Annotated in this window: 22 protein-coding genes; 14 read left to right on the forward strand and 8 right to left on the reverse strand. The window is 68.2% G+C overall.

What is annotated here, in order from left to right:
* Positions 1-52 precede the first annotated feature (52 nt).
* The 3 genes from MPARV_RS0116430 to MPARV_RS0116440 all read right to left on the reverse strand — a co-directional run bounded on the left by MPARV_RS0116430 (position 53) and on the right by MPARV_RS0116440 (position 3376).
* Positions 53-1726, reverse strand: a complete 1674-nt coding sequence (locus MPARV_RS0116430) for an ABC transporter substrate-binding protein (protein ID WP_020379045.1) — start codon at positions 1724-1726, stop codon at positions 53-55.
* 169 nt (positions 1727-1895) lie between these two features.
* Complete coding sequence (gene rsmI / locus MPARV_RS0116435; protein ID WP_020379046.1) at positions 1896-2588, reverse strand: 16S rRNA (cytidine(1402)-2'-O)-methyltransferase; 693 nt, start codon at positions 2586-2588, stop codon at positions 1896-1898.
* A 26-nt stretch (positions 2589-2614) separates the two neighbouring features.
* Complete coding sequence (locus tag MPARV_RS0116440) at positions 2615-3376, reverse strand: glycerophosphodiester phosphodiesterase family protein (protein WP_031278950.1); 762 nt, start codon at positions 3374-3376, stop codon at positions 2615-2617.
* Positions 3377-3443: 67 nt separating this feature from the next.
* On the opposite strand from MPARV_RS0116440, the gene MPARV_RS0116445 reads away from it, so the two are divergent.
* The 10 genes from MPARV_RS0116445 (at position 3444) to MPARV_RS0116495 (ending at position 13987) form a co-directional block, all read left to right on the forward strand.
* Positions 3444-4730, forward strand: a complete 1287-nt coding sequence (locus MPARV_RS0116445; RefSeq protein WP_012229316.1) for an MFS transporter — start codon at positions 3444-3446, stop codon at positions 4728-4730.
* Positions 4731-4752: 22 nt separating this feature from the next.
* Positions 4753-5547 carry a transglutaminase family protein gene (locus MPARV_RS23010; protein ID WP_012229322.1) on the forward strand — a complete coding sequence of 265 codons (795 nt, stop codon included), beginning with the start codon at positions 4753-4755 and terminating at the stop codon, positions 5545-5547.
* Between the two features lie 74 nt (positions 5548-5621).
* The gene (gene pyk, locus MPARV_RS0116455; protein WP_012229323.1) at positions 5622-7049 is read left to right on the forward strand and encodes a pyruvate kinase; all 1428 of its coding nucleotides are present in this window, start codon (positions 5622-5624) and stop codon (positions 7047-7049) included.
* Positions 7046-8164, forward strand: a complete 1119-nt coding sequence (locus MPARV_RS23015) for a patatin-like phospholipase family protein (protein ID WP_012229324.1) — start codon at positions 7046-7048, stop codon at positions 8162-8164. The genes pyk and MPARV_RS23015 overlap by 4 nt, the downstream gene beginning before the upstream one ends.
* Positions 8165-8209: 45 nt before the next feature.
* The gene (gene uvrC, locus MPARV_RS0116470; protein ID WP_020379048.1) at positions 8210-10111 is read left to right on the forward strand and encodes an excinuclease ABC subunit UvrC; all 1902 of its coding nucleotides are present in this window, start codon (positions 8210-8212) and stop codon (positions 10109-10111) included.
* 81 nt (positions 10112-10192) lie between these two features.
* Positions 10193-10756 carry a LemA family protein gene (locus tag MPARV_RS0116475; RefSeq protein ID WP_012229326.1) on the forward strand — a complete coding sequence of 188 codons (564 nt, stop codon included), beginning with the start codon at positions 10193-10195 and terminating at the stop codon, positions 10754-10756.
* Between the two features lie 4 nt (positions 10757-10760).
* A complete protein-coding gene (locus MPARV_RS0116480) occupies positions 10761-11612 on the forward strand; it encodes a M48 family metalloprotease (RefSeq protein WP_012229327.1) in 852 nt (283 codons plus the stop codon).
* A 78-nt stretch (positions 11613-11690) separates the two neighbouring features.
* Entirely contained in the window at positions 11691-12587 is an 897-nt protein-coding gene (gene pdxS, locus MPARV_RS0116485) for a pyridoxal 5'-phosphate synthase lyase subunit PdxS (protein WP_012229329.1), read from the forward strand.
* A 17-nt stretch (positions 12588-12604) separates the two neighbouring features.
* Positions 12605-13207 (forward strand): pyridoxal 5'-phosphate synthase glutaminase subunit PdxT, encoded by a 603-nt coding sequence (gene pdxT / locus MPARV_RS0116490; protein WP_031278957.1) that lies wholly within the window; start codon positions 12605-12607, stop codon positions 13205-13207.
* A gap of 27 nt (positions 13208-13234) precedes the next feature.
* The gene (locus MPARV_RS0116495; RefSeq protein ID WP_020379051.1) at positions 13235-13987 is read left to right on the forward strand and encodes a YebC/PmpR family DNA-binding transcriptional regulator; all 753 of its coding nucleotides are present in this window, start codon (positions 13235-13237) and stop codon (positions 13985-13987) included.
* On the opposite strand, the gene MPARV_RS0116500 is transcribed toward MPARV_RS0116495, so the two are convergent.
* The 5 genes from MPARV_RS0116500 to MPARV_RS0116520 are packed head-to-tail and all read right to left on the reverse strand — an operon-like array spanning position 13933 to position 16435.
* Positions 13933-14607: an Asp23/Gls24 family envelope stress response protein gene (locus MPARV_RS0116500; RefSeq protein WP_020379052.1), complete on the reverse strand. Its 675-nt coding sequence runs from the start codon at positions 14605-14607 to the stop codon at positions 13933-13935. The two genes, MPARV_RS0116495 and MPARV_RS0116500, sit on opposite strands and share 55 nt — an antisense overlap.
* The gene (locus tag MPARV_RS0116505) at positions 14604-15149 is read right to left on the reverse strand and encodes a DUF6286 domain-containing protein (protein WP_020379053.1); all 546 of its coding nucleotides are present in this window, start codon (positions 15147-15149) and stop codon (positions 14604-14606) included. Before MPARV_RS0116505 ends, MPARV_RS0116500 begins: the two co-directional genes overlap by 4 nt.
* Entirely contained in the window at positions 15146-15535 is a 390-nt protein-coding gene (locus tag MPARV_RS0116510; RefSeq protein ID WP_020379054.1) for an Asp23/Gls24 family envelope stress response protein, read from the reverse strand. The genes MPARV_RS0116505 and MPARV_RS0116510 overlap by 4 nt, the downstream gene beginning before the upstream one ends.
* Before the next feature lie 4 nt (positions 15536-15539).
* The gene (locus tag MPARV_RS0116515) at positions 15540-15854 is read right to left on the reverse strand and encodes a J domain-containing protein (RefSeq protein ID WP_012229339.1); all 315 of its coding nucleotides are present in this window, start codon (positions 15852-15854) and stop codon (positions 15540-15542) included.
* A gap of 5 nt (positions 15855-15859) precedes the next feature.
* Positions 15860-16435: an Asp23/Gls24 family envelope stress response protein gene (locus tag MPARV_RS0116520; protein ID WP_020379055.1), complete on the reverse strand. Its 576-nt coding sequence runs from the start codon at positions 16433-16435 to the stop codon at positions 15860-15862.
* 146 nt (positions 16436-16581) lie between these two features.
* On the opposite strand from MPARV_RS0116520, the gene MPARV_RS0116525 reads away from it, so the two are divergent.
* The 4 genes from MPARV_RS0116525 (at position 16582) to ruvB (ending at position 21131) form a co-directional block, all read left to right on the forward strand.
* Positions 16582-18804 carry a hypothetical protein gene (locus MPARV_RS0116525; protein ID WP_020379056.1) on the forward strand — a complete coding sequence of 741 codons (2223 nt, stop codon included), beginning with the start codon at positions 16582-16584 and terminating at the stop codon, positions 18802-18804.
* Positions 18805-18931: 127 nt separating this feature from the next.
* Positions 18932-19423 carry a crossover junction endodeoxyribonuclease RuvC gene (gene ruvC / locus MPARV_RS0116535; RefSeq protein WP_012229342.1) on the forward strand — a complete coding sequence of 164 codons (492 nt, stop codon included), beginning with the start codon at positions 18932-18934 and terminating at the stop codon, positions 19421-19423.
* The gene (gene ruvA / locus MPARV_RS0116540; RefSeq protein WP_020379058.1) at positions 19420-20034 is read left to right on the forward strand and encodes a Holliday junction branch migration protein RuvA; all 615 of its coding nucleotides are present in this window, start codon (positions 19420-19422) and stop codon (positions 20032-20034) included. The genes ruvC and ruvA overlap by 4 nt, the downstream gene beginning before the upstream one ends.
* 2 nt (positions 20035-20036) lie before the next feature.
* Entirely contained in the window at positions 20037-21131 is a 1095-nt protein-coding gene (gene ruvB / locus MPARV_RS0116545; RefSeq protein ID WP_012229344.1) for a Holliday junction branch migration DNA helicase RuvB, read from the forward strand.
* Positions 21132-21139 lie beyond the last annotated feature (8 nt).

Here is a 21139-nt window from a genome sequence, read left to right on the forward strand (position 1 = left end):
TCCTGGGCGTGAGGATGACGGAAACGAGGGGGGCACACGGTCTTCGGGCTCCTTATCCGACGGTCTCGACGTCGACTGGGATGGAATCCACCTCGGCCTCTGGTGGGCACGAAACGCCCTCTCGGCACATCGCATACAGCGGGTGGGCGGTGGCCAGGCCGGGAAATGGCGGCGAACCGTCGGGATTGTTGGCGCCGAGGATGCCCTTCACGTCGGGTGCCGTGACGACCGCCCAATGGGACGAGAACGCCCAGATGTTGAACGCCTCTGCACCAAACGTGCGGTTCACTTCCTCGTACAACTTGGTTCGCTTTGCCTGGTCCGGCTCGGAACGTGCCTCCACCAGGAGGTCATTGATCTTTTTGCCGCCCGGTTGGAGCCAGTTGCCCTGGTCGTCCTTGGCGTTGAATCGGGGGAAGTTGACCGGGCCGTCGGTCCACCACACCGCCTGCAGGTCGGGCTCGGTGCCGGGGTGGTTGCGGAACACCATGGCGTCGAAATCACCGTTGATGGCTCCGTTGATCAGCTGGGCCTGGTCCATCTGTTTCAGCTTGATGGTGATACCGCTGTCCTTGCCGAGTTGCTGCAACAACTGCCCCAGGGCCACCACCGACGGGATGATCGAGAGTTCAAACTCGAGTGGTTGACCGGTTTCCTCCTCGTACTTCCGACCGTACTCCTGAGCCTTTTTGGGGTCGTACTTCGGGAATCCGGGGTCGGGCAGGTAGCCGGGGCTGCCCTTGGGATAGGGCCCTTCCCGCTGTTCGGCCAAGCCGGCGTACACGGCCTGATTGATGGCGTTGCGATCCCCGCCGTAGGCCAGGGCCAGGCGGGCGTTCTTGTTGGAGAACGGCAACTTGGAGGTGTTCAACATCACGTAGCTCAGCTCGGTGAACTTCAGCGTGTCGTACATGTTGACGTTGCCACCGGCCACCTCCGGCCTGAAGTCGTCGACGGCGAGGTCGTCGGAGGTGTGCATGGCGTCGATCTCGCCGCCCAGCAGCGCATTTCGCCGAGCGTCGGGGTCGGGCATGGGCCGAAACTCCAACTCGTCCAAAAGCGGGTAGCCCTTGATCCAGTAGTTGGGGTTCTTCTTCAGCAGCAGCCGGTTGCCGGGCTTCCAGTCCTCGATCATGAACGGTCCGGTGCCCACGGGCTTCGTGTCGCAGGTTTTGGGGTCGTCCAACTGGCTTTGGGCCATGATGCCGAAACGGTTCGACAGGTTGAGGAACGCAGGAAACGCGCGCCACGGCACCTTGGTGGTGACCACCACGTTGAACTCGTCCTTCACGCTCACGTCGGCGACGTCCATGAAGGTGAACAGGAACAGCAGCGGCTGACGGGCCGGATACTGACCGCGGAACGCGTCCAGGTTGTTCTTGACCACGACGGCGTTCAGCGGAGAGCCGTCGTGAAACTTCACGCCCTCCCGCAACGTGATGGTCCACTCGGTGAAGTCTTTGTTGGGCGTCACGGCCTTGGCGAGGAACGGAACGTACTCACCCTTGTCGTTGGGAACGGTCAGCGGGTCGAACATGGACCGCATGGTGAGCATGCCGGCAGTGGTCATCTGCGCTTCGGGCAGGCACCAACCCTGGTCGTTCTCGGCCTCCATGCCATAGACCAACTTGTTGGCGGCAGGCGGCGGGCTGCATGCGGCGAGACTCCCGGCCAACACGGACAACGCCAACGCGGACGTGATGAACGAACTCAGACGACGTTTCAAGCGTTTCGTCCCTCCTTGGGCGCCATGTCGGCCCCCCCCAATTCCGGAGCCGGCAAGTGACATCTTCCACACTGCGGCGTCACCTTAGCTGCACCGGCGAGACCCGTCGCTTCGCTCGATGGTCGGGTCCCCACAACATGGGTGTCGCCGGACACCGGTCGCCGCCGACTCAGCGGCCGGTGGTTGTCACGGCCCCATCCACGACCAGCACGTATTCCCCTCGTGGCCCTCCGATGGGGCTGCGGAGCGTGCCCAGGATGATCCGTTCGTGGGTCTTGGTCAGTTCCTTTGCGATCACCGCCCTTCGGTCGGGCCCACAGGCGTCGGCCAGGTCGCGGAGGGTGGCTTCGACCCGCCTGGGGCTCTCGAAAAGCACGGTCGGCAGCGCCCGGCGGGCGATCGCCTCGATCACCCGACCCCGCGCGGCGCCCGAGCGGGGCGGAAAGCCCTCCATGACGAACCCGGCATCCACCCATGGCAGTCGGGCCACCACCTCCGACACCGCCGACCTGCCCGCCGCCACCCGGACCTCACCGCCGGCGGCGCGAACGCCGGCCACCAGGCGTTGACCGGGATCGGAGATGCCCGGCAGCCCGGCGTCGCTGACCAGCCCCACACGTAGGCCGGCTTCCAGTTGCCGGAGCACCCAGGGCACAGCCGAGGCCTCGTTCTCTCGGCGCACCGACCGCAGCCGCGGGGCCGTGATGTCGACTGCGGCGAGCAGCCGGCGCGTCCGGCGGGTGTCCTCGCATGCCAGCACATCGACCCGCCCCAGCTCGTGTCGGGCCGATGGTGTCAGGTCATTGGGATCACCGATCGGGGTGGCGATCAGCACCAGGACGCCGTGGGCGTGGGCGCTCAACGGGACCGCGGACCCATGTAAAGGGCTCACAACGTCGGATGCCACTGGCCCCGCCGGTCCAAGGCGGTGGTGAGGTTTTCCAGGCTGTCGGTGATGATGCCGTCGACGCCCAGGTCCAGCAGACGCTCGATCTCCTGGGGATCGTCGATCGTCCAAACGTGCACGGGCACACCCGCCCGGTGCGCACGCGCAACCGTCCTTCTCGTGACGAGTTCAATGGATTTGTGTGTGGTCGGCACCTGGAGCACGTTGAAGCCCGTGCCGACGCGACCGGCCCGCCACTGACCTATTTCGCGTGGGCTCGCCGCGGTGCAGGCCTTGTCGCCAAGTTCGCGACGCAGGCGCACCAGCCGCTCGGTAGAAAACGAGGCGAGGCAGACCCGGGCCAGGGCGTTGGTCCGACGAAGCAGGGCCGGCAGGTGTGCCCCAGCAGCGTCCGACTTGGCATCGATGTTGAACCGCTGTTCGGGAAACTCCTCCAGGAGTTCCTCGAGCAACGGGATGCTCTGACCGTTCACCCGTGCCTTGGCCACCTCGGAATACGGCAGTTCGGCGATGGGGCCCTCCCGATCGGTCACCCGGTCCAGATGATCGTCGTGAAAGGCCACGAGCACGCCGTCGGCGGTGGCGTGCGTGTCGGTCTCGAGGTAGGGGTACCGGGCCCGGACCGCGTGTCGAAACGCCGCCATCGTGTTCTCCGGAGCCTCGGAGGCACCACCACGGTGAGCGATTGCATGAGGCCCGGGGAGCGCGAGGTACGGATGGGGCTGGCGGGATGCTCTGGTCACACGGGCAGTCTCCCAGAGGCGCGAAACCGATGCCCGTCCGCGTGGCCGGCGGTGCCACAGTGCTTCGGTGAGCGACCGGACCATCTCGACGACCCAGGGCGTGCCACCGCGGCCCGGCGCCACGACCCCCGTCGCGCGGCGGCTGGGACCCTTGCTGCCGGCGATCGTCGCCTCGATCCTCCCGGTCTTTCTCATCGGTGCGCTGGTGGGGCCCATGGGTTCGGAACTGGGGTACCGGGAGGCGACCGCCGGGTTGTTGATGGCGGCCTTCTTCGCCGTGTCGGCCCTGGTCTCCCGCAAAGCCGGGGCACTGGCCGATTCGGTCGGGCCCATCACGACGCTGCAGATCGGCCTGGTCGGATTGGCCATCGTGGCCGCAGGGGTGGCGGCCGGGGTTCGTTCGGTGACCCTGCTGGCGATCGCCATGATGGTGGGCGGAGCGTGCAACGCCCTCACCCAGATCGCCGCCAACGTGTATCTGGCCCGCTACCTGCCTCCTGATCGCCACGGCCTGGCGTTTGCGGTCAAGCAGTCGGCCAATCCGGGCGGGGCCATGGCGGCCGGACTGCTGCTGCCAACGCTGGTGCTCAACCTGGGTTGGAGGTCGGCGTTCGTGGTGGCCGCCTGTGGTGCGGGCTGCTCTGCCGTCGCGCTCCAGGCCGGCCGCAACTGGCCACCTGCGGTACCGGTGCCCGACGTCGGCATCCGCCAGGGGGCGGTCACCACGAGCCCACCACCCACCGGTGGCCGCGACCGCGCATTGATCCTGGTTGCGGCGTCGGCCGCCTTCGGATCGGCCAGTGCGGTGGCGCTGGGAGGGTTCTTTGTCGAGTCGGGACGCAATGCCGGCATGGCGCTCGGAACGGCCGGGCTGGCTGCATCGGTGGGTTCGGCCTTTGCCATCGCCGGGCGGGTGGCGACGGGCGTGTGGGCCGACCACACCCTGGCCTCGCCCCGGCGAATCCTCGGCTGGGTCGCGGTGATGTTGGCGGTGGGCTCGCTGGCACTGGTCGTCTTCGGTATCCGGGCGCCCGCTGCGCATTGGCTGGCTCTGCCGGTGGCCTACGGCGCCGGTTGGGCCTGGCCGGGGGTGTTCAACCTGGCCGTGGTCAGGGCCAGGCCCGGGGAACCCGGCCGGGCAACCGGAGTGAGCCAGACCGGCATCTATGTGGGCACCACGTTGGGTCCGCTGGTGCTCGGCCCGGTCTCCGAACGCGCGGGCTACCCGCTGACCTGGTCGGTCGCGGCCCTGTTGGCCGTCGTCGGGGCGGTCGGCATGTGGGCGGCCCGGTCGAGACTGGACCCGCAGGGCGCCGGTGGTGGGCGCCGGCAGGAGTCGCGTCGCAGCCGCTGAGGTCGCGCCGTAGCTTGACGGAGTGGATGCGTCGCTCCGGTTGCAGGATGAACTCACTGGTGCCCCATCCCGCGGGCGGCTGGAGCGAGGGTTGATCGCCATCGCCACCCACGCCGACCCAACCGTGGAGGCCGAGGCCGTCACCGTTCAGCTCGATGCGCTGGCTGCCCGGTACGGCAGCTCCGACCCGGCACGGCTGTGCGGCCTGCTGTTCGGCAAGGACGGTTTTCAGCCCAACCTTCGCAACTACTACGACCCCCGCAACTCGCTGCTTGATCAGGTGCTCGATCGTCGGAGGGGAATTCCATTGTCGCTTGCGGCGCTCGCCCTCGCAGTGGCGGAACGCTGCGGTGCACCGCTGGCCGGCGTGGGCATGCCGGGCCATTTTCTACTGGCTGAGACCCGCGGCGATGACGCCGGGGTCCGCCGCTACTTCGACCCGTTCGATGGGGGCAGGGAGCTCTCGATCGCACAGGTTGGCGGCCTCCACGTGCGGCTGCTGGGTCGTCCGCTGCCTCCCGGGTCGTTGCGCACCGTGGACCATCGGGTGATGCTGGTGCGCACCTTGGCCAACCTGCGCATCGCGTACGGTCGTCATCATCAACTTGAAGGGCTGGCCTGGGTGTTGCCGCTGTTGGCCGATTGTTGCGAGTCGGGGACCGAGGCTCGCCAGGAACTGGCGGTGGTACTGACCAGGCTTGGCCGTTGGGCCGACGCCTCGCGGGTGTGCGCCGAACTGGCCGAGTCCTGCGATGATCCCAAGCACGCGGCGCGCTGGCGCGGCGAGTCGCAACGCCTTGGGGCCCTCCTGAACTAGTCCCCGACACCGAGGGGCCACCAGAGCGTGCAGCCCGGGGGAGAGCGTCCGGACCCGGTCGGTAGGCTGGGTCCATGCCCCGTCGCACCAAGATCATCGCCACGCTCGGTCCCGCATCGGAGTCCGACGAGACCGTACGGGCCATGATCGAAGCCGGATGCGACGTGTTTCGGCTCAACCTGGCCCACGGCACCGCCAGCCAGGCGATCGAACGCATGCGTCAGGTGCGGCGCCTGGCGTCGGAGGCGGGTCGTGCGGTCGGCATTCTGGCGGACCTGCCCGGGCCCAAGGTGCGCCTGAGCGAATTCGTCGATGGCGGGCTGCAGCTTCACGAGGGCGACACGGTGAGCGTTGCCCCCGGCGGCGAGCGCTCGGGCCCCGACGGCCTGTGGGTTGACTACCCGCTCCTGATCAACGACGTGGGGCCCGGCGACGTGCTGACGCTGGGCGATGGCGGGGTGTCGCTGACGGTGAGCTCCAACGACGGTGCGCAGCTGAAGGCGACCGTCCATGGGGAAGGGCTGATGCAGGGCCGCCCGGGGTTACACATCCCGTCCGATCGCCTCACCATGTCATCGCCAACCGCGGAAGACCTCTACTTTCTGGATGCGCTGGTGGAGGAGGGCGTCGACATGATCGGCCTGAGCTTCGTCCGCTCCGCCCACGACATCCGTCGGGTCGGGGTGGAACCACCGCCGCGTGGGCCGCTGATCGTGGCGAAGATCGAGACCCGCGCCGCCGTCGAGAACCTGGACGGCATCCTTCAGGTGGCCGGAGCGATCATGGTGGCACGGGGCGACCTTGGCATCGAGTGTGGCATCGAGGAGCTGCCCCACCTCCAGAAGCGGATCATCCGCAGCTGCATCGCGTCGGGCCTACCGGTGATCACCGCCACCCAGATGTTGGAGTCGATGGTGCATTCGGCGGCACCCACGCGGGCCGAGATCACCGACGTCGCAAACGCCATCTTCGACGGCACCTCGGCGGTCATGCTGTCGGGGGAGACCGCCGTTGGTCACGACCCGGTGGAGGTGGTGGCGACCATGTCGCGTATCGCCGAACGGGCTGACGCCGAGTTTGACTACCAGGCCTGGCCCCGGGGTATTCGGGATCTGCGGCGCAACACTGCCACCTCGCCCGAGAGTTCGATCACCGATGCGATCAGCGGCGCCGCCTGGCGGGCGGCCACCGAGCTGGATGCGGCCGCCATCGTGTGCGTGTCTGACACCGGGTTCACGGTGCGCTCGATCGCCCGGTTCCGTCCGTCGATGGGAATCATCGGGCTATCGCCATCGACGCGAACCGTCAACCAGTTGGCGCTCAGCTGGGGGGTCACGCCGATGGTCGCCCCCGCCCGGGACGACGACATGGCCGTGGACGATCTGGCAATTCGGGTGCGCGACACCGGGCAGGTGCGCTCGGGCGACCTGGTGGCGGTCGTGTGGGGCTCCGGCTCCGGGGTGCGCAAAACCGACACGGTCCGCCTGTTGCGGGTGCCATGAAAATCCCCACCTGGGTTCCCCGGCCGAAGGGCTCAAAGGAGCGACGCGAGCCCGATCCGGCCGTCGCCGCCGACGGCATGTCGACCCCGCCGAAGCCGCGACGTCGAAGGGAGCCGCGGGTGGCCTTCGTGTTGTCCGGTGGTGGCAACCTGGGCTCGGTCCAGGTCGGCATGTTGCGGGCCATGGCCGAACGCTCGATCACGCCCGACCTGGTGCTGGGCTGCTCCGTCGGTGCCCTCAACGGCGCCGCGTATGCGGCCGATCCCACCCTTGCCGGGGTTCGGCGGATGGAGTCCCAGTGGCTGGCCGTCACGGGTGCCTCCCTCATGCCCACGAGCCGCATGCCGGGGCTGGTTCAGCTGCTGCGCAAAGGCGAGTCGGTGCATTCCAACGAGGGACTGCGAAATCTGGTCGACACCATCCTCGGCAGCCACGACTCCTTCGAGTCGCTCAAGGTGCGCTTTGAGTGCGTCGCCACCGACCTGGTGGCCGGCGTCAGCAGGTGGTTTGGGTCGGGCGAACTGATCGAGCCGATCCTTGCATCTGCGGCGTTGCCGGCGGTGTACCCGCCGGTCACGCTGGAGGGGCGACGGTACGTCGACGGTGGCGTGATCGACAACGTGCCGATCTCGCGGGCGGTCGAGTTGGGCGCAGAGCGGGTCTATGTGCTGCACGTCGGCCTGCACGGGCGGCCCGAGGCGACGATTCGCCGCCCGGTGGACGGAGCGTTGCTGGGCTACTGGATTGCCCGAAACCACCGATTTATGCGCGATCTCTCCAACATCCCCAACGGAACGCAGGTGGTCATCCTGCCGACGGGCAGCCGACCCGAACTGCGATACGACGACTTCAGCCGCACCAACGATCTCATCGAGGCCGGGTACGCACGAGCGGCGGAGTTCCTCGATGGCGACGAGTTCGGGTCCCTTCCCAAGCCCTCGTCGTGGCTGGGCCGCCTGGGCCTGGGCAAGGCGGGAGTCGTCGTTGGGCCCCGCCTTCCCACCGACGCGCTGTCGCCGGGGGTGAGCGACCGGGGTGACGACGGCGATGCGGAGGCGTTGTCCGCGGCAATCGAACTGGTCGAAGCCGCCTCCCCACATCCCGGCGACTCCTGAGCGGGGCCAACGCGCCGTCGCGGGTGGGTCGTAGGCTGGGCCCCGATGGTTGAGCGTCCCCCCGCCGGCACGATTCCCGACCTGCCGGGCAGCTACCAGTTTCGTGACGCCGAGGGCCGCATCATCTACGTCGGCAAGGCGAAGTCGCTCCGGCAGCGCCTCTCCAACTACTTCGCCGACCCTCGCAGCCTGCACGTGCGCACCGCCCAGATGGTGGCGGCCGCCGAGACGGTCGAGTGGATCACGGTGCGCAACGAGGTCGAGGCCTTGATGCTGGAGTACAACCTGATCAAGACCCATCGGCCGCGCTTCAACGTGCGCTTGGTCGATGACAAGTCGTACCCGTACCTGGCCTTGACGCTGGGCGACGAGTGGCCCAGGGCAATGGTGATGCGGGGTAAACGCAAGAAGCCCAACCGCTACTTCGGGCCGTTCGCCCACGCCTATGCGATCCGCGAGACGCTCGACCTGCTGCTGCGCACCTTTCCCATCCGCACGTGCACCGACGGCAAGTTCAAGCGATATGCGGCAGGCGGCCGTCCCTGCCTGTTGTTTCACATCGAGAAGTGCTCGGCACCCTGCGTGGGGGAGGTGAGCCGCGACGACTACGACGCGATGCTCTCCGACCTGTCCAGGTTTCTCGAGGGCGACACCCAGCCGGTGCTCGACAACCTGCGTGGGCGCATGAACGACGCGGCCACCGCGCTGGAGTTTGAGGCGGCGGCACGCCTGCGCGACCGGCTGGCCAGCGTGGAGAAGGCGATCGAACGCCAGCAGATGGTGGCACCCACCAACGAGAACTTCGATGTGGTCGGGTTGGCTGAGGACGAACTGGAGGCGGCCGCCCAGGTGTTCCACGTGCGCCATGGACGTGTGGTTGGCCGCAACGGCTTCATCCTCGACAAGGCACTGGACCTCGACACCTCGGAGACGATGGCCGAGGTGATCGAGCAGCTCTACGCCGACGACCCGGTCGTTGGCCTTCCCAGCCTGGTCGTGGTGCCGGCCGAACCGGCGGACGTCGACATTTTCACCCGGTGGCTCAGCGAGCGACGTGAGACCAGCGTGGAGATTCGGGTCCCCAGGCGCGGCGACAAGCGGGAACTGCTGGAGACGGTCAACCGCAATGCCACCGACACCTTCACCCGCCACCGGCTGAAGCGGGGCTCGGACCACAACAGCCGTGCCAAGGCGCTTCACCAACTTCAGGAGGCGCTGGACCTGCCCGAGGCGCCGCTGCGCATCGAGTGCTTCGACATGAGCCACCTGCAGGGCACCGACTACGTGGGGTCGATGGTGGTGCTCGAGGACGGCCTGCCGAAGAAGAGCGAGTACCGCCGTTTCAAGGTGCGCACCGTCGGCGGGCGGTACGCGGGTGACTCCGACGACTTTGCGGCGATGGAGGAGGTGGTCACCCGGCGCCTCAAGGCCTATGTTGCCGATCGTGAGCTGCCCCTGGCGGAACGGGGCAAATTTCAGTATCCACCCCAGTTGTTGCTGGTCGACGGCGGCAAGGGCCAACTGGCCGCGGCGGTGCGGGCGCTCGAGTCGGTGGGCCTGGACTCGGAGATCCCCGTGGCGGCGCTGGCGAAGCGGTTCGAGGAGGTGTTCGTGCCCGACTCGGAGCAGCCGATGGAGGTGCCTCGGGGGTCGGACGCCCTGTTCATGTTGCAGCGGATCCGGGACGAGTCGCACCGCTTCGCCATCGGCTATCACCGTACGCTGCGCGAGAAGCGGTCGACCGCCTCGGTGCTTGACGACGTGGTCGGTCTGGGACCGACCCGCAAGAAGCGGCTGCTGGCCGAGGCCGGCGGTATCGCCAAACTGCGGGCCGCGGAACCGGGCGAACTGCGGGCGTTCAGCTGGCTGCCCGACGCGGTTGCCGACGGTGTGTGGGAGGCGCTGCACGGCATCCCGGTGGCCCGGGGCCCGGCGGGTGACGGCTGAGGCGGGCGCCGGCTGTCGCCCGTCGGACGCTGCCGGCAGTGGCCCCAACTAGTATGGGTGACTCTCGACAAGGAGGCGCCGATGAAGGTGCTGATAGCTCTCGTGATCATCATCGTTGTGCTGGCGGTGGGCTTTGGCCTTTACCTCATGGGCGCCTACAACGGCCTGGTCAAGCTGCGCAACAAGATCGAGTCGGCGTTTGCCCAGATCGATGTGCAGCTCAACCGCCGTCACGACCTGATCCCCAACCTGGTGGAGACGGTGAGGGGCTACGCCACGCACGAGAAGGAGACGCTGGAGGGCGTCATCGCCGCACGGAACGCAGCGGTGGCAGCCACCGGTCCCGAGGCACAGGCCGAGGCCGAGGGCGTGCTCAGCGGCATGCTGAAGCAGGTGTTTGCCCTCTCCGAGGCGTACCCGGACCTCAAGGCCAACAGCCAGTTCCTCGACCTGCAGCGTCAGCTGTCGGAGACCGAGGACCGCATCGCCTACTCGCGCCAGTACTTCAACGACAACGTGCGCACCTACAACACCAAGATCCAGTCGTTCCCGCAGAACCTGATCGCCAAGAAGATGGGCTTCACCGAGCGGGCGTACTTCCAGGCCGACGAGACCAGCCGGGCCAACGTGCAGGTGGAGTTCTAAGCCCATGAGTGTGTCGCAGCCACCCAGCGGCGCCCCGCCCGCCCTCGCGCCCGCCGACGGTGGTCCGCAGCGATCGTTGCTGACCGTTCCCCTGGATCCGGTCGAGCGGCGGGCGATGCTCGAAGCCGACGTGGCCTCGATGTACCGCTCCACGGCGGCGGTCCTGGCGGTTCCGGTGGTGATCGTGGCCCTTGGGCTGGGACTGCTGAAGTGGTGGCTCGGGCTGCTGGTGCTGGTCGTGGGCTTCGGTGCGGTCGTGGGCGTGCTCGCCTGGCGGCGCGCCGGCGCGGTGACCGCCGTGCTGAACGCCATGGGTGCCAGGCGACTGCGCGAGGGCGAATACCCGCGGTATTCCAACCTGATCGAGGGCCTGGGTATGTCGTCCGGGGTGGCCGAGCCGAGGCTGTACGTGGTCGACGATCCGGGCGCCAACGCAGCCACCGTCGCCATTGGCGACGAGAGTTGCGTGGTGGTCACCTCGGGTTTGCTGGACGCTGCTGATCGCATCGCCCTCGAGGCGGTGCTGGCCCAACAGGTGGCACACCTGTCCGGAGGCGACGCCGAGGCCGCCACGGCCGCCTTCGCCTTTCGCACCACGGTCGGCTGGCGCCACGGCTTGGACCGCCTGTTGCCCGCCCGCCGCGAAGAGTTGTGCGACCTGAACGCACTGGACTTCACCCGCTACCCGCCCGGCATGATCTCGGCCCTGGAACTGGTGTCCAAACTGGGACCGGCCGTGGCCGCAGCCGATCCGTCGGTGGCCCACTTCTGGATGGCGGCGCCCGACGAGTTCCAGGTGAACAACGCCGCCCAGGTGTCGATCGCCCGACGGTTGGCGCTCCTGGTCGAGCTGTAGTGCGGCGAGGCGGCGCGGTGACCCGATCACGGGTCACCGGCTTCTGAGTAGCGGCGCCCGGTCGGTACACTGCCGGCGATGAGCGACAGCACCCCCACCGCAACGACCGCCACCCCCACCATCAAACGAGGCCTGGCCGAAATGCTCAAGGGCGGCGTCATCATGGACGTCGTCGATGCCGAGCAGGCCAAGGTGGCCGAGGACGCCGGAGCCGTTGCGGTCATGGCCCTCGAGCGGGTGCCCGCCGACATCCGCCGAGACGGTGGGGTTGCCCGCATGTCGGACCCGGCCATGATCGAGGGCATCCAGGCGGTGGTCAGCATTCCCGTCATGGCCAAGGCCCGCATCGGCCATTTCGCCGAGGCGCAGGTGCTCCAGGCGCTCGACGTGGACTTCGTCGACGAGTCCGAGGTGCTGACCCCGGCCGACGAGGCGTACCACATCGACAAGTTCGCCTTCGACGTTCCATTCGTGTGCGGCGCCACCAACCTGGGAGAGGCGCTCCGGCGCATCTCGGAGGGAGCGGCCATGATTCGTTCCAAGGGTGAGGCCGGTACCGGCGACATCGTGCAGGCGGTGCGCCACATGCGTTCGATCACCTCGGCGATTCGGGCGATCGGCCAGGCCGACGAGGCGGAGCTGTTCGGATGGGCGAAGGATCTGGCGGCGCCGCTCTCGCTGGTGCAGGAGGTGGCCCGCACCGGATGGCTGCCAGTGCCCCTGTTCTGCGCCGGTGGTGTGGCCACCCCCGCAGACGCAGCCTTGGTGATGCAGTTGGGCGCCGAGTCGGTGTTCGTCGGGTCGGGCATCTTCAAGTCGGAGACGCCTTCGGTGATGGCCAAGGCGGTCGTCGAGGCGGCCACCAACTTCAACGATCCGGACACGGTCGTGCGGGTCAGCCGCGGCCTTGGCGCTGCGATGCGCGGCCTCGATTCGGCCGCCGAGGAGCTCAACTTCGCGCAGCGGGGTTGGTGACACCGCCCGGGCGCACCATGGCGACCGTTGGCGTACTGGCGCTGCAGGGCGCCGCGCGGGCCCACCGCCGGATGCTTGAGCACCTTGGTGTTTCAGTCAGAGAGGTTCGGCGTCCGGCGCACCTGGACGACGTCGAGGCCTTGGTGATTCCGGGCGGAGAGTCGACGACCATCTCGTTGCTGCTCGATCGCAGCGGACTGCGTCACCCGCTGGTCGAGCGACTGTCCGGCGGCATGGCCGTGCTGGGCACGTGCGCGGGCGCCATCCTGTTGGCCTCGGACGTGCGCGATGGACGCGACGATCGGCCCGGACTTGACGTCTTGGACATGACGGTGCGCCGCAACGGGTTTGGCCGCCAGTTGGCCAGTTTCGAGGCGGACCTCAGCCTCGAGTTGGACCCCCCGCTGGGCGGATCGAGCCGCGCGGTCTTTATCAGGGCACCCCGAATCGAACGTGTGGGCCCCGGCATCGAGGTGGTGGCGCGCTACGGGGGCGAGCCGGTTGCCGTGGCCGCCGGGGGCGTGTGGGCCACCACGTTTCACCCGGAGTTGACCGACGATCTTCGCCTTCATCGGGCGTGGCTGGAGTCGACGAACCCCGAGGCACGTAAGCTCGCCTGACCACCTCTGAACGATGGGATACCTCCTATGTCGGGTCACTCCAAATGGGCGACCATCAAGCACAAGAAGGGCGCTGCGGATGCGAAGCGCGGCAAGCTCTTCGCCAAGCTCATTCGCCAGCTCGAAATCGCCGCCCGCTCGGGCGGCGGCGATCTGGACGCCAACCCCACGCTGCGCAGCATGTACCAGAAGGCTCGCAGCGCCTCGGTGCCCGTCGACACGATCGAGCGGGCGATCAAGCGGGGCACCGGCGAACTGGACGGCGTCACCTACGAGGAGGTCACCTACGAGGGATACGGTCCCCACGGCGTGGCCATCTTTGTTGACGGCTCGACCGACAACCGCAACCGGACCGGCGCCGAGATTCGTTCGATCTTCTCCAAGGCCGGCGGCTCGTTGGCCGAGCCCGGCGCAGTGGCCTGGCAGTTCGAACGCAGGGGGTGGATTCAGGTTTCCTCCGACATCGAGGAGGACGACCTGATGATGACCGCGATCGAGGCCGGGGCCGACGACGTCGTTGCGGGCGATGGAGCCTGGGTGGTGACCACCGATCCTCACGAGTTGATGGCGGTGCGAGATGCCCTGGAGGAGGCCGGCGTCACGGCGAGTTCGGCCGAGCTGACGATGATTCCGGTGAACACCGTCGAATTGGGCACGGTGGGCGAGGCTCGTGGCGTCCTGGCACTCATCGAGGCGCTCGAGGACCACGACGACGTGGCCGACACCTACGCCAACGTGGACGTACCCGACGACGTGGCCGAGGCGCTCGCCGCCGAGTGACCCGCAGCTTCGCTGGGGCCCGGTCCGGCCTGGTTGAGCGATTGCCGGTCGGTCATGGGCGTGATGGTGCCGCCGTCGACCGTTGGGTTGTCGTCGACGAGGCGGAAGGTGACCTGCAGCTGGGCGTCAGGGCGTTGCAACGCCTGACGAAGCCGGGCCCGGGGCCCGTCGTCGATTTCGTCGAGCAGCGCATCCATCCTGCAGGCGGTTGAGACGGAGAGGCGGAGTTCGATGGTGGGAGGGTTGGCCGCCACCACGGTTGCCGCGGCCGACCGCACCCACCTGAGCGTCTGGACGTCGCTTTCGAGCGCCCGTCCAATCGAACGCGACGTGACGGTGACCGGCGCGTCTGCTGGGCCCTCCGGCACACCCAGTACCGTGATCAGGTGGCGGGTTCCCCGGAGGCGGCGAACCAACCAGGCCGCGCCGCAGACCACCACGATCACGCCCGTCGCGGCGACCGCCCAGGGAAACCAGGGCCGGCCGACCCATCCGGCCAATGGCCGGCCCACCACCGTCCTCGACGCGGGAACAACCAGCCGTGCGCCAACCAACAGCGCGCCCGTCGCCATGAATGCGGCGGCAAACACGTTCAGCCACCACCGGTCCCACCTGATCATGGGGCCCTCCTGGACCGCACCACCGTCATGCCGCGCGGCGGCTCAACGCCCAACCGGTCGAGGGCGGCGCCCAGCTGCTGGCGGACCACCTCGATCGTGTCGTCGGTCGGGTCAACGCGACATCGCAGCGTGACCCGCAGACGGCCTCCTCTGGTCCAGCGGGCACGGGCTGAGGCCACCGCGGGCACGGACTCCGCAGCAGCGATCACCGCGCGCTGAACGTCCACGATGTCGACCCGGGCCCAGGTGGGGCGGTCGTTGCCACCGACCGCAAGCGTCCGCCTGTGCCTGGGCGCTGTGCCCAGGACGCCCAGCAGCAGCCCCACGGCGACGAACCCGACGCCGGCAGCTCTCACCCACCCGTCGCCGACGCGTAGGTCGGCCAGCCGAGCGGAGGTGCGGCGCCATGGCAGTAACACGGGATCCAGCTCGAGGAGGTGGGCCGAGGCCTCGATCACCGCCACCGTTCCCGCCATGAGCATCAGGAGACCCAACAGTGCCGCCGCAGCCTGTGCAAGCGTGCGTCGGCGGTTGCCGGTCATGGGGTCCCCTCCAGCGGATCCGTCCGCACGGGCAGCGATCCCAGTTGCACCACGATGGTCTCCGGATCCCAAGTCGTGCCCAGCGAAGCGTTCAGCCCCTCGCTGACCTCGCGGCGCACCCGAACGACCAGGTCGGCCAACGGGGTACCCCACCACGCATCGACGGTCAGTTCGATCCTGGCCTCGTCGCGGGCGCGGGTCACCGTGGCGCGCGTCGGGTGGACGTTGCCTCGACCCAGCTGCCAACGCCGCCGGGACCGCTCGTCCGCGGCGACACCGTCGACGCCACGGGCCAGCTCGGCCGCCAGCTTTGCGACCGCATCGAAGGACACGTCGAGGTGGCCGGGAACCCGACCCGGCAGCTGCAAACGCACGACGTCCGCCATGGTCCTAGTCGACCCTTGAGGGCGGCGGCTGAAGCGACGGAATGATACGGGCGAACAGGCTTCTGACGCGACGACGCATGATCCGGCGGCGCGACGGCACCCCCCGCGTCCTGACCCGTGACGTTGCGTCGCGCCGGAGTTGCTCCCGGGCGGCCATCCCGCGACGAAAGACCTCCGGGTCGCCGCCGCGGTCGGGGTGATGTCGTTTGGCGAACGACCGCCATGCCGCATCGACCTCCTCGGCGGAGGCGTCGGGGTTGACCCCCAGCAAGCGTTCGGCCCCCAAACCGATGCCCGGACCGGCGGTCTCTGGCCCCACGCGGGCTACTGCACCCGCTGTTGGCGGCCCGACGACGCACCGGGAACCGAGGGGGTTCCGGCCGATTTCGTCGGCACGTTCACGTCGGTGACCGCAATGTTGACCTCCACCATCTCCAGGCCGGTCATCTGCTGCACCCGGCGGATGACGTTGTCCCGCACGGCCTGGGCCACGTCTTGAATCGCCATGCCGTACTCGGTGACGATGCTGAGGTCGGCTGCGGCCTGGGTGCTCCCAACCTCGACGGACACGCCTTCGGTGACGCTGGAGGAGCCGCCGGGCAGGAGGTCCTTGACCGAGCCCATCGCCCGTCCGGCCCCCGAACCCATCGAGTGAATGCCCGCCACCTCGCGGGTGGCGATGCCAACGATCTTGGCAACGACGCCCTCGGCGATGGTGGTGGTGCCCTTGTCGGTGTGCAGGGCCGACTCGGCCCTCACCGCGATGGTGGTCGACGTGGCCTCAAGGCCGGCGACAGCACCGCCCTCGCCATCGTTGGATCCTCCATCGGCGGCAACTCCCGAGTCGGCCTCGATGCCGGAGGTGGTCGTAGTCGGCCCTGCGGGCGCTGTATCGCTCATGTTCTGCTCCAGAAAGGTAGATGGATACACCGAAGAGCAGCAATCTATCCGGAAGGCCCGGGGTGCGAAGGGGAGGGTCCATGGGGCGACGGCGCCCCGCCGATACGGTGAGCACGGACAGGTGGAGTTGGGAACGGGGAACGACCGTGGCATGGCGTCAAAACAACATCGCTGCAGGCCGCAGCCACCTGCTGGTGGTGTGGACCGCCGTGTTGGCACTTGTACTGGTCGGGGCCTCGTGTGCCGGTTCGGACCGTGCCGCCGAAGCAGGCTCGCGCGGTGACGACGCATCGACCACCGTCGCCCCCCGGCTGTCCACGAGCGAGTTGCAGACGTTGTCGCGGGTGGACGATGAGGGCGCCGGATGTGATCCGTTGGACACGACGAATTGCCTCCTGCCCTTTCCCTCCGACGCGTACACCACCTCCGATGATGCAGGCACCAGTTCCACCTCGTCCGCCAAGGCAACGGGGCGCCGGGTGGCGCTGCCGGACGCCGGGATGCCTTCGAACGCCGACGGAACCCGCATCGACCCCACCGAGTGGAACCGCAACGACGGCTTCAGCCCCAACACGCCAATCCTGACCTATTTCCCCAATGTGGGGTTGGAGCGAAGCGGGGTTGCCACCGAGGGAACACTGGACCTTTCGATGGCGTCGGACAGCCCGAGCCTGCTCATCGACCTGACGACCGGCAACCAGATGCCCCACTGGGTGGAGGTGGACCAGCGCGCTGACGATCCGGCCGAACGGCTAACCATCATGCGACCTGCCGTGTCGCTGCCCGAAGGTCACCACTTCGCGGTGGCCTACCGTGAGATCCTCGACGAACGAGGGCGGGCCATTCCGCCGTCGGCGGCTTTTCGAGCCATTCGTGATGGTCTGGATCTTTCAACGAGCGACGTGTCGTCGGCCACTCGAACCACCCTGGAGGCTCGGGCCGACCAGCTCAATCCCGTGCTGTCCGACCTCTCGGACCGGGGCGTTGACACCGGTTCCCTCATCGTGGCCTGGGACTTCACCGTGGCCAGTACCGCCAACCTGTCCGGGCGGTTGTTGGCCATGCGTGACGCCACCCTCAACCACCTGAAATCGGACCCGGTTCGGGTCAAGGTGACCGGCACCGAGGAAAATCCAAAGAAGCTGCCGGAGGGGATCGGGCGAAAGGTGACCGGCACGTTCACGTTGCCGCTGTTCCTGGAGGGCAAGGGCGGGCCGGGCTCCTCGATGACCTATGACAAGTCGAAGTCGACGCCAAAGGCAACGGGCAAGGATTACTCGGCCGGATTCACCTGCATGCTCACCAACGCCCAGTTGGGCAAGAAGTTCGGTGGAAAGGCCCGAGCGGTGGTGTATGGGCACGGGCTCCTGGGCAGCCGGGACGAGGTGGCGGGCGACGACCTCGGGCGCAACGCAGCCTCCGGCAACCAGATGTACTGCGCCACCGACTGGCTTGGCATGAGCGCCGGCGACATTGCCTTTGCCACCAAGGCACTGGGTGATGTGTCGAAGTTTCCGGCCATGGCCGACCGCATGCAACAGGGGATCCTGGCCCAGTTGGTGTTGGCGCGCGCGCTGATCGATCCCAGGTCGTTCCCGCAACTGGCGCAGTTTCACGATGGCGGCGGAGGCGTCAGCTATTTCACCGACGAGGTGTACTTCGACGGCAACAGCCAGGGCGGCATCATGGGCGGTGCCGCCACCGCGGTGGCGACCGATTGGACGCGGGCGACGCTGGGCGTGCCGGGCATGAACTATTCAACGCTGCTGCAGCGGTCCACCGACTGGAACACCTACGCGCAGATCATGGACCCGGCCTACCCCGATGCAGCCGACCGGCAACTGGTGTTCGGCCTGTTGCAGATGCTGTGGGATCGCGGCGAGGCGGGCGGCTACGTGCAGCACCTCACCGATGACCCCTACCCGAAGACCCCCAAACATCAGGTGATTTTCGAGGTGGCGTTCGGCGACCATCAGGTGGCACCCGTGACGGTCGAGAACATGGCTCGAACGCTGAAGATCCCCTACCACCAACCGGCGTTGGCCGAGGGCCGGGATCCCCGAAGCAAGCCGTTGTGGGCCCTCGACCCCATCGACGCATATCCGGCCACGGGGTCGGCGCTGTTCTACTGGGACTCGGGTGCGCTTGCCCCGCCGCTGGGCAACATCAACCCAACGCTGAGCGAGGAGTGGACCGCCGAGTGTGGCGCATTGGGCGAGGACGAGCGCGATGCCAAGCCCGCCTGCGCCGACCCGCATGAAGACCCACGCCGGGCCATCGGTTTTGTGCAGCAGAAGCAGGCGTTCTTCGAGACGGGCACCATCATCGATCCCTGCGGCGGCGAGCCCTGTACGGCCAAGTCGACCTGACCCGGTGCGGGCCGCACCACCGCCCCGGCGTCCTCCCACGGCCAACCCCGGAACCCGCACCGGGTGCGCACCGCCCCGGTGGTGACGGTCCCGCTGGACCTGTCCAACGGGTGGTAGGCTCGTACGCGTGTTCGTTCTTGGGATTGATCCGGGGTTGTCCCGATGCGGGTACTGCTGTTTGGACACCGATGGTCGGGCCCACACCACCATGGCCATCGGCGTGCTGACCACACCGCCGGACGCACCGGTGCCGCAGCGGTTGGCAGAACTGGCGAGCGACCTTCGGTCGCTATTCGACGAGCTTCAGCCCCAGGCCGTTGCGGTGGAACGGGTGCTCTTTCAGGTCAATGTGCGCACCGCCATCTCTGTCGGGCAGGCCAGCGGGCTGGTACTGGCCGAGGCGGCAGGCCGTGGCTGCGAGGTCGTCGAGTATTCGCCAAATCAGGTGAAGGGGGCGGTTGCCGGACACGGCGCCGCCGATAAAAACGAGGTGGCCACCATGGTGCAATGGCTGCTGGGCCTCAGCCGACCGCCTCATCCCGCCGACGCGGCCGACGCGGCCGCCATCGCGCTCTGCCACATCGCGATCAGCGGCACCACCGTCGGAGCCGCCCGATGATCGGTTCGTTGCGCGGCACATTGCTGGCCCGGCGTGGAGCCGAGTTCACCATCGAGGTCGCCGGGGTCGGGTACCGCTGCGCGGCCTCACCGGGTTTAACGGGCGCAGCGGGGGAGGAGGGAGCCGAGCTGTTCTGCTGGATCCACCACCACATCCGCGAAGACGCCCAGACCCTGTACGCGTTCGCCACCGAGGACGAACGGCAGTTGTTCGAGGCGCTGATCGGCGCGCATGGGGTGGGGCCGGCGTTGGCCATGTCGATCCTCGGCGTTCACTCACCCATCGCGTTGGCGCGCGCCGTGGCGGCCGACGATGTGGCTGCGCTGTGTCTGGTGCCCGGGGTGGGAAAGAAGACGGCGGCACGACTGCTGGTGGAGCTGAAGAGCCGGCTGGACGTCGGCAGTTTCGACTCGTCGCCCATGGTTGATGGATCCGGCCCCGACGTCTCCGATGCGGATTCGGTGTCCTCGGCGCGGGCCGACGTTCGCTCCGCCCTCGCGGAGTTGGGGTACTCGGCCGACGAGGCCAACCAGGCCATCGCCGCCCTGCCCGAGGGCGACAACTCCGGCGACCTTTTGCGTGCTGCGCTTGGGTTCCTGGCGGGGGGCTGACCGTGGCCCGGGACGAATTGCTCGATCCGCACCTGGGCGCGCAGGACCCACCGGTGGACGCGCTCAACCCGACACCCGAGGAGCAGCCCACCGAGCCGGGCCTGCGGCCGCGCACGTTGGAGGAGTTCGTCGGACAGCGTGAGCTGAAGGAACGCCTGCGGATCATTCTGGAGGCGGCCCGGCGGCGCGGCGCGGCATCCGACCATCTGCTTTTTGCCGGGCCTCCGGGCCTGGGCAAGACCACCTTGGCCGGCATCGTGGCCACCGAGGTGGGCTCCACCATGCAGGTCACCAGTGGCCCTGCGCTGGAACGCGCGGGCGACCTGGCGGCCATCCTGACCAAGATCGGCTCGGGCGACGTGTTGTTCATCGACGAGATCCACCGCCTGCCGAGGGCGGTGGAGGAGGTGCTGTACCCGGCGATCGAAGACTTCCAGCTCGACATCGTGTTGGGTAAGGGCCCCGCCGCCAGGTCGATTCGTCTTGACCTGCCAGAGTTCACGCTGGTGGGCGCCACCACCCGTACCGGGCTGATCACCGGCCCGCTGCGTGATCGCTTCGGGCTGGTGGCCCGCCTCGACTATTACGAGCCCGCCGACCTCCAATCGATCGTGGAGCGCACGGCCACCATCATCGATGCTCCGCTGAGCACCGATGGTGCCCGGGAGATCGCACGGCGCTCGCGGGGCACGCCGCGCATTGCCAACCGGTTGTTGAGACGAGTGCAGGACTATGCCGACGTGGAGGCTGACGGCAACATCGATGCCGACGTTGCTCAGCGGGGGCTTGCGGTGTTCGGCATCGATGGCCTCGGTTTGGACAAGGTGGACCGTGCGATCCTCGATTCGATCGTCCGTCGCTTCGCCGGGGGTCCGGTCGGCCTGTCCACGCTGGCGATCGCCGTGGCCGAGCCCACCGAGACCGTCGAGGACGTGCACGAGCCGTTCCTGATTCAGCAGGGACTGCTCATGCGCACCCCGCGAGGACGGGTCGCCACGCCCGCAGCCTGGACCCATTTGGGCCTCACCCCACCGGAAGAGGCGCCGGGCCCGGCGTCGCTCTTTCGGAGGCAGGAATGGAACACCGACTCAGGCTGAACGGGGGC

This window comes from Candidatus Microthrix parvicella Bio17-1, assembly GCF_000299415.1.
GTDB lineage: Bacteria > Actinomycetota > Acidimicrobiia > Acidimicrobiales > Microtrichaceae > Microthrix > Microthrix parvicella.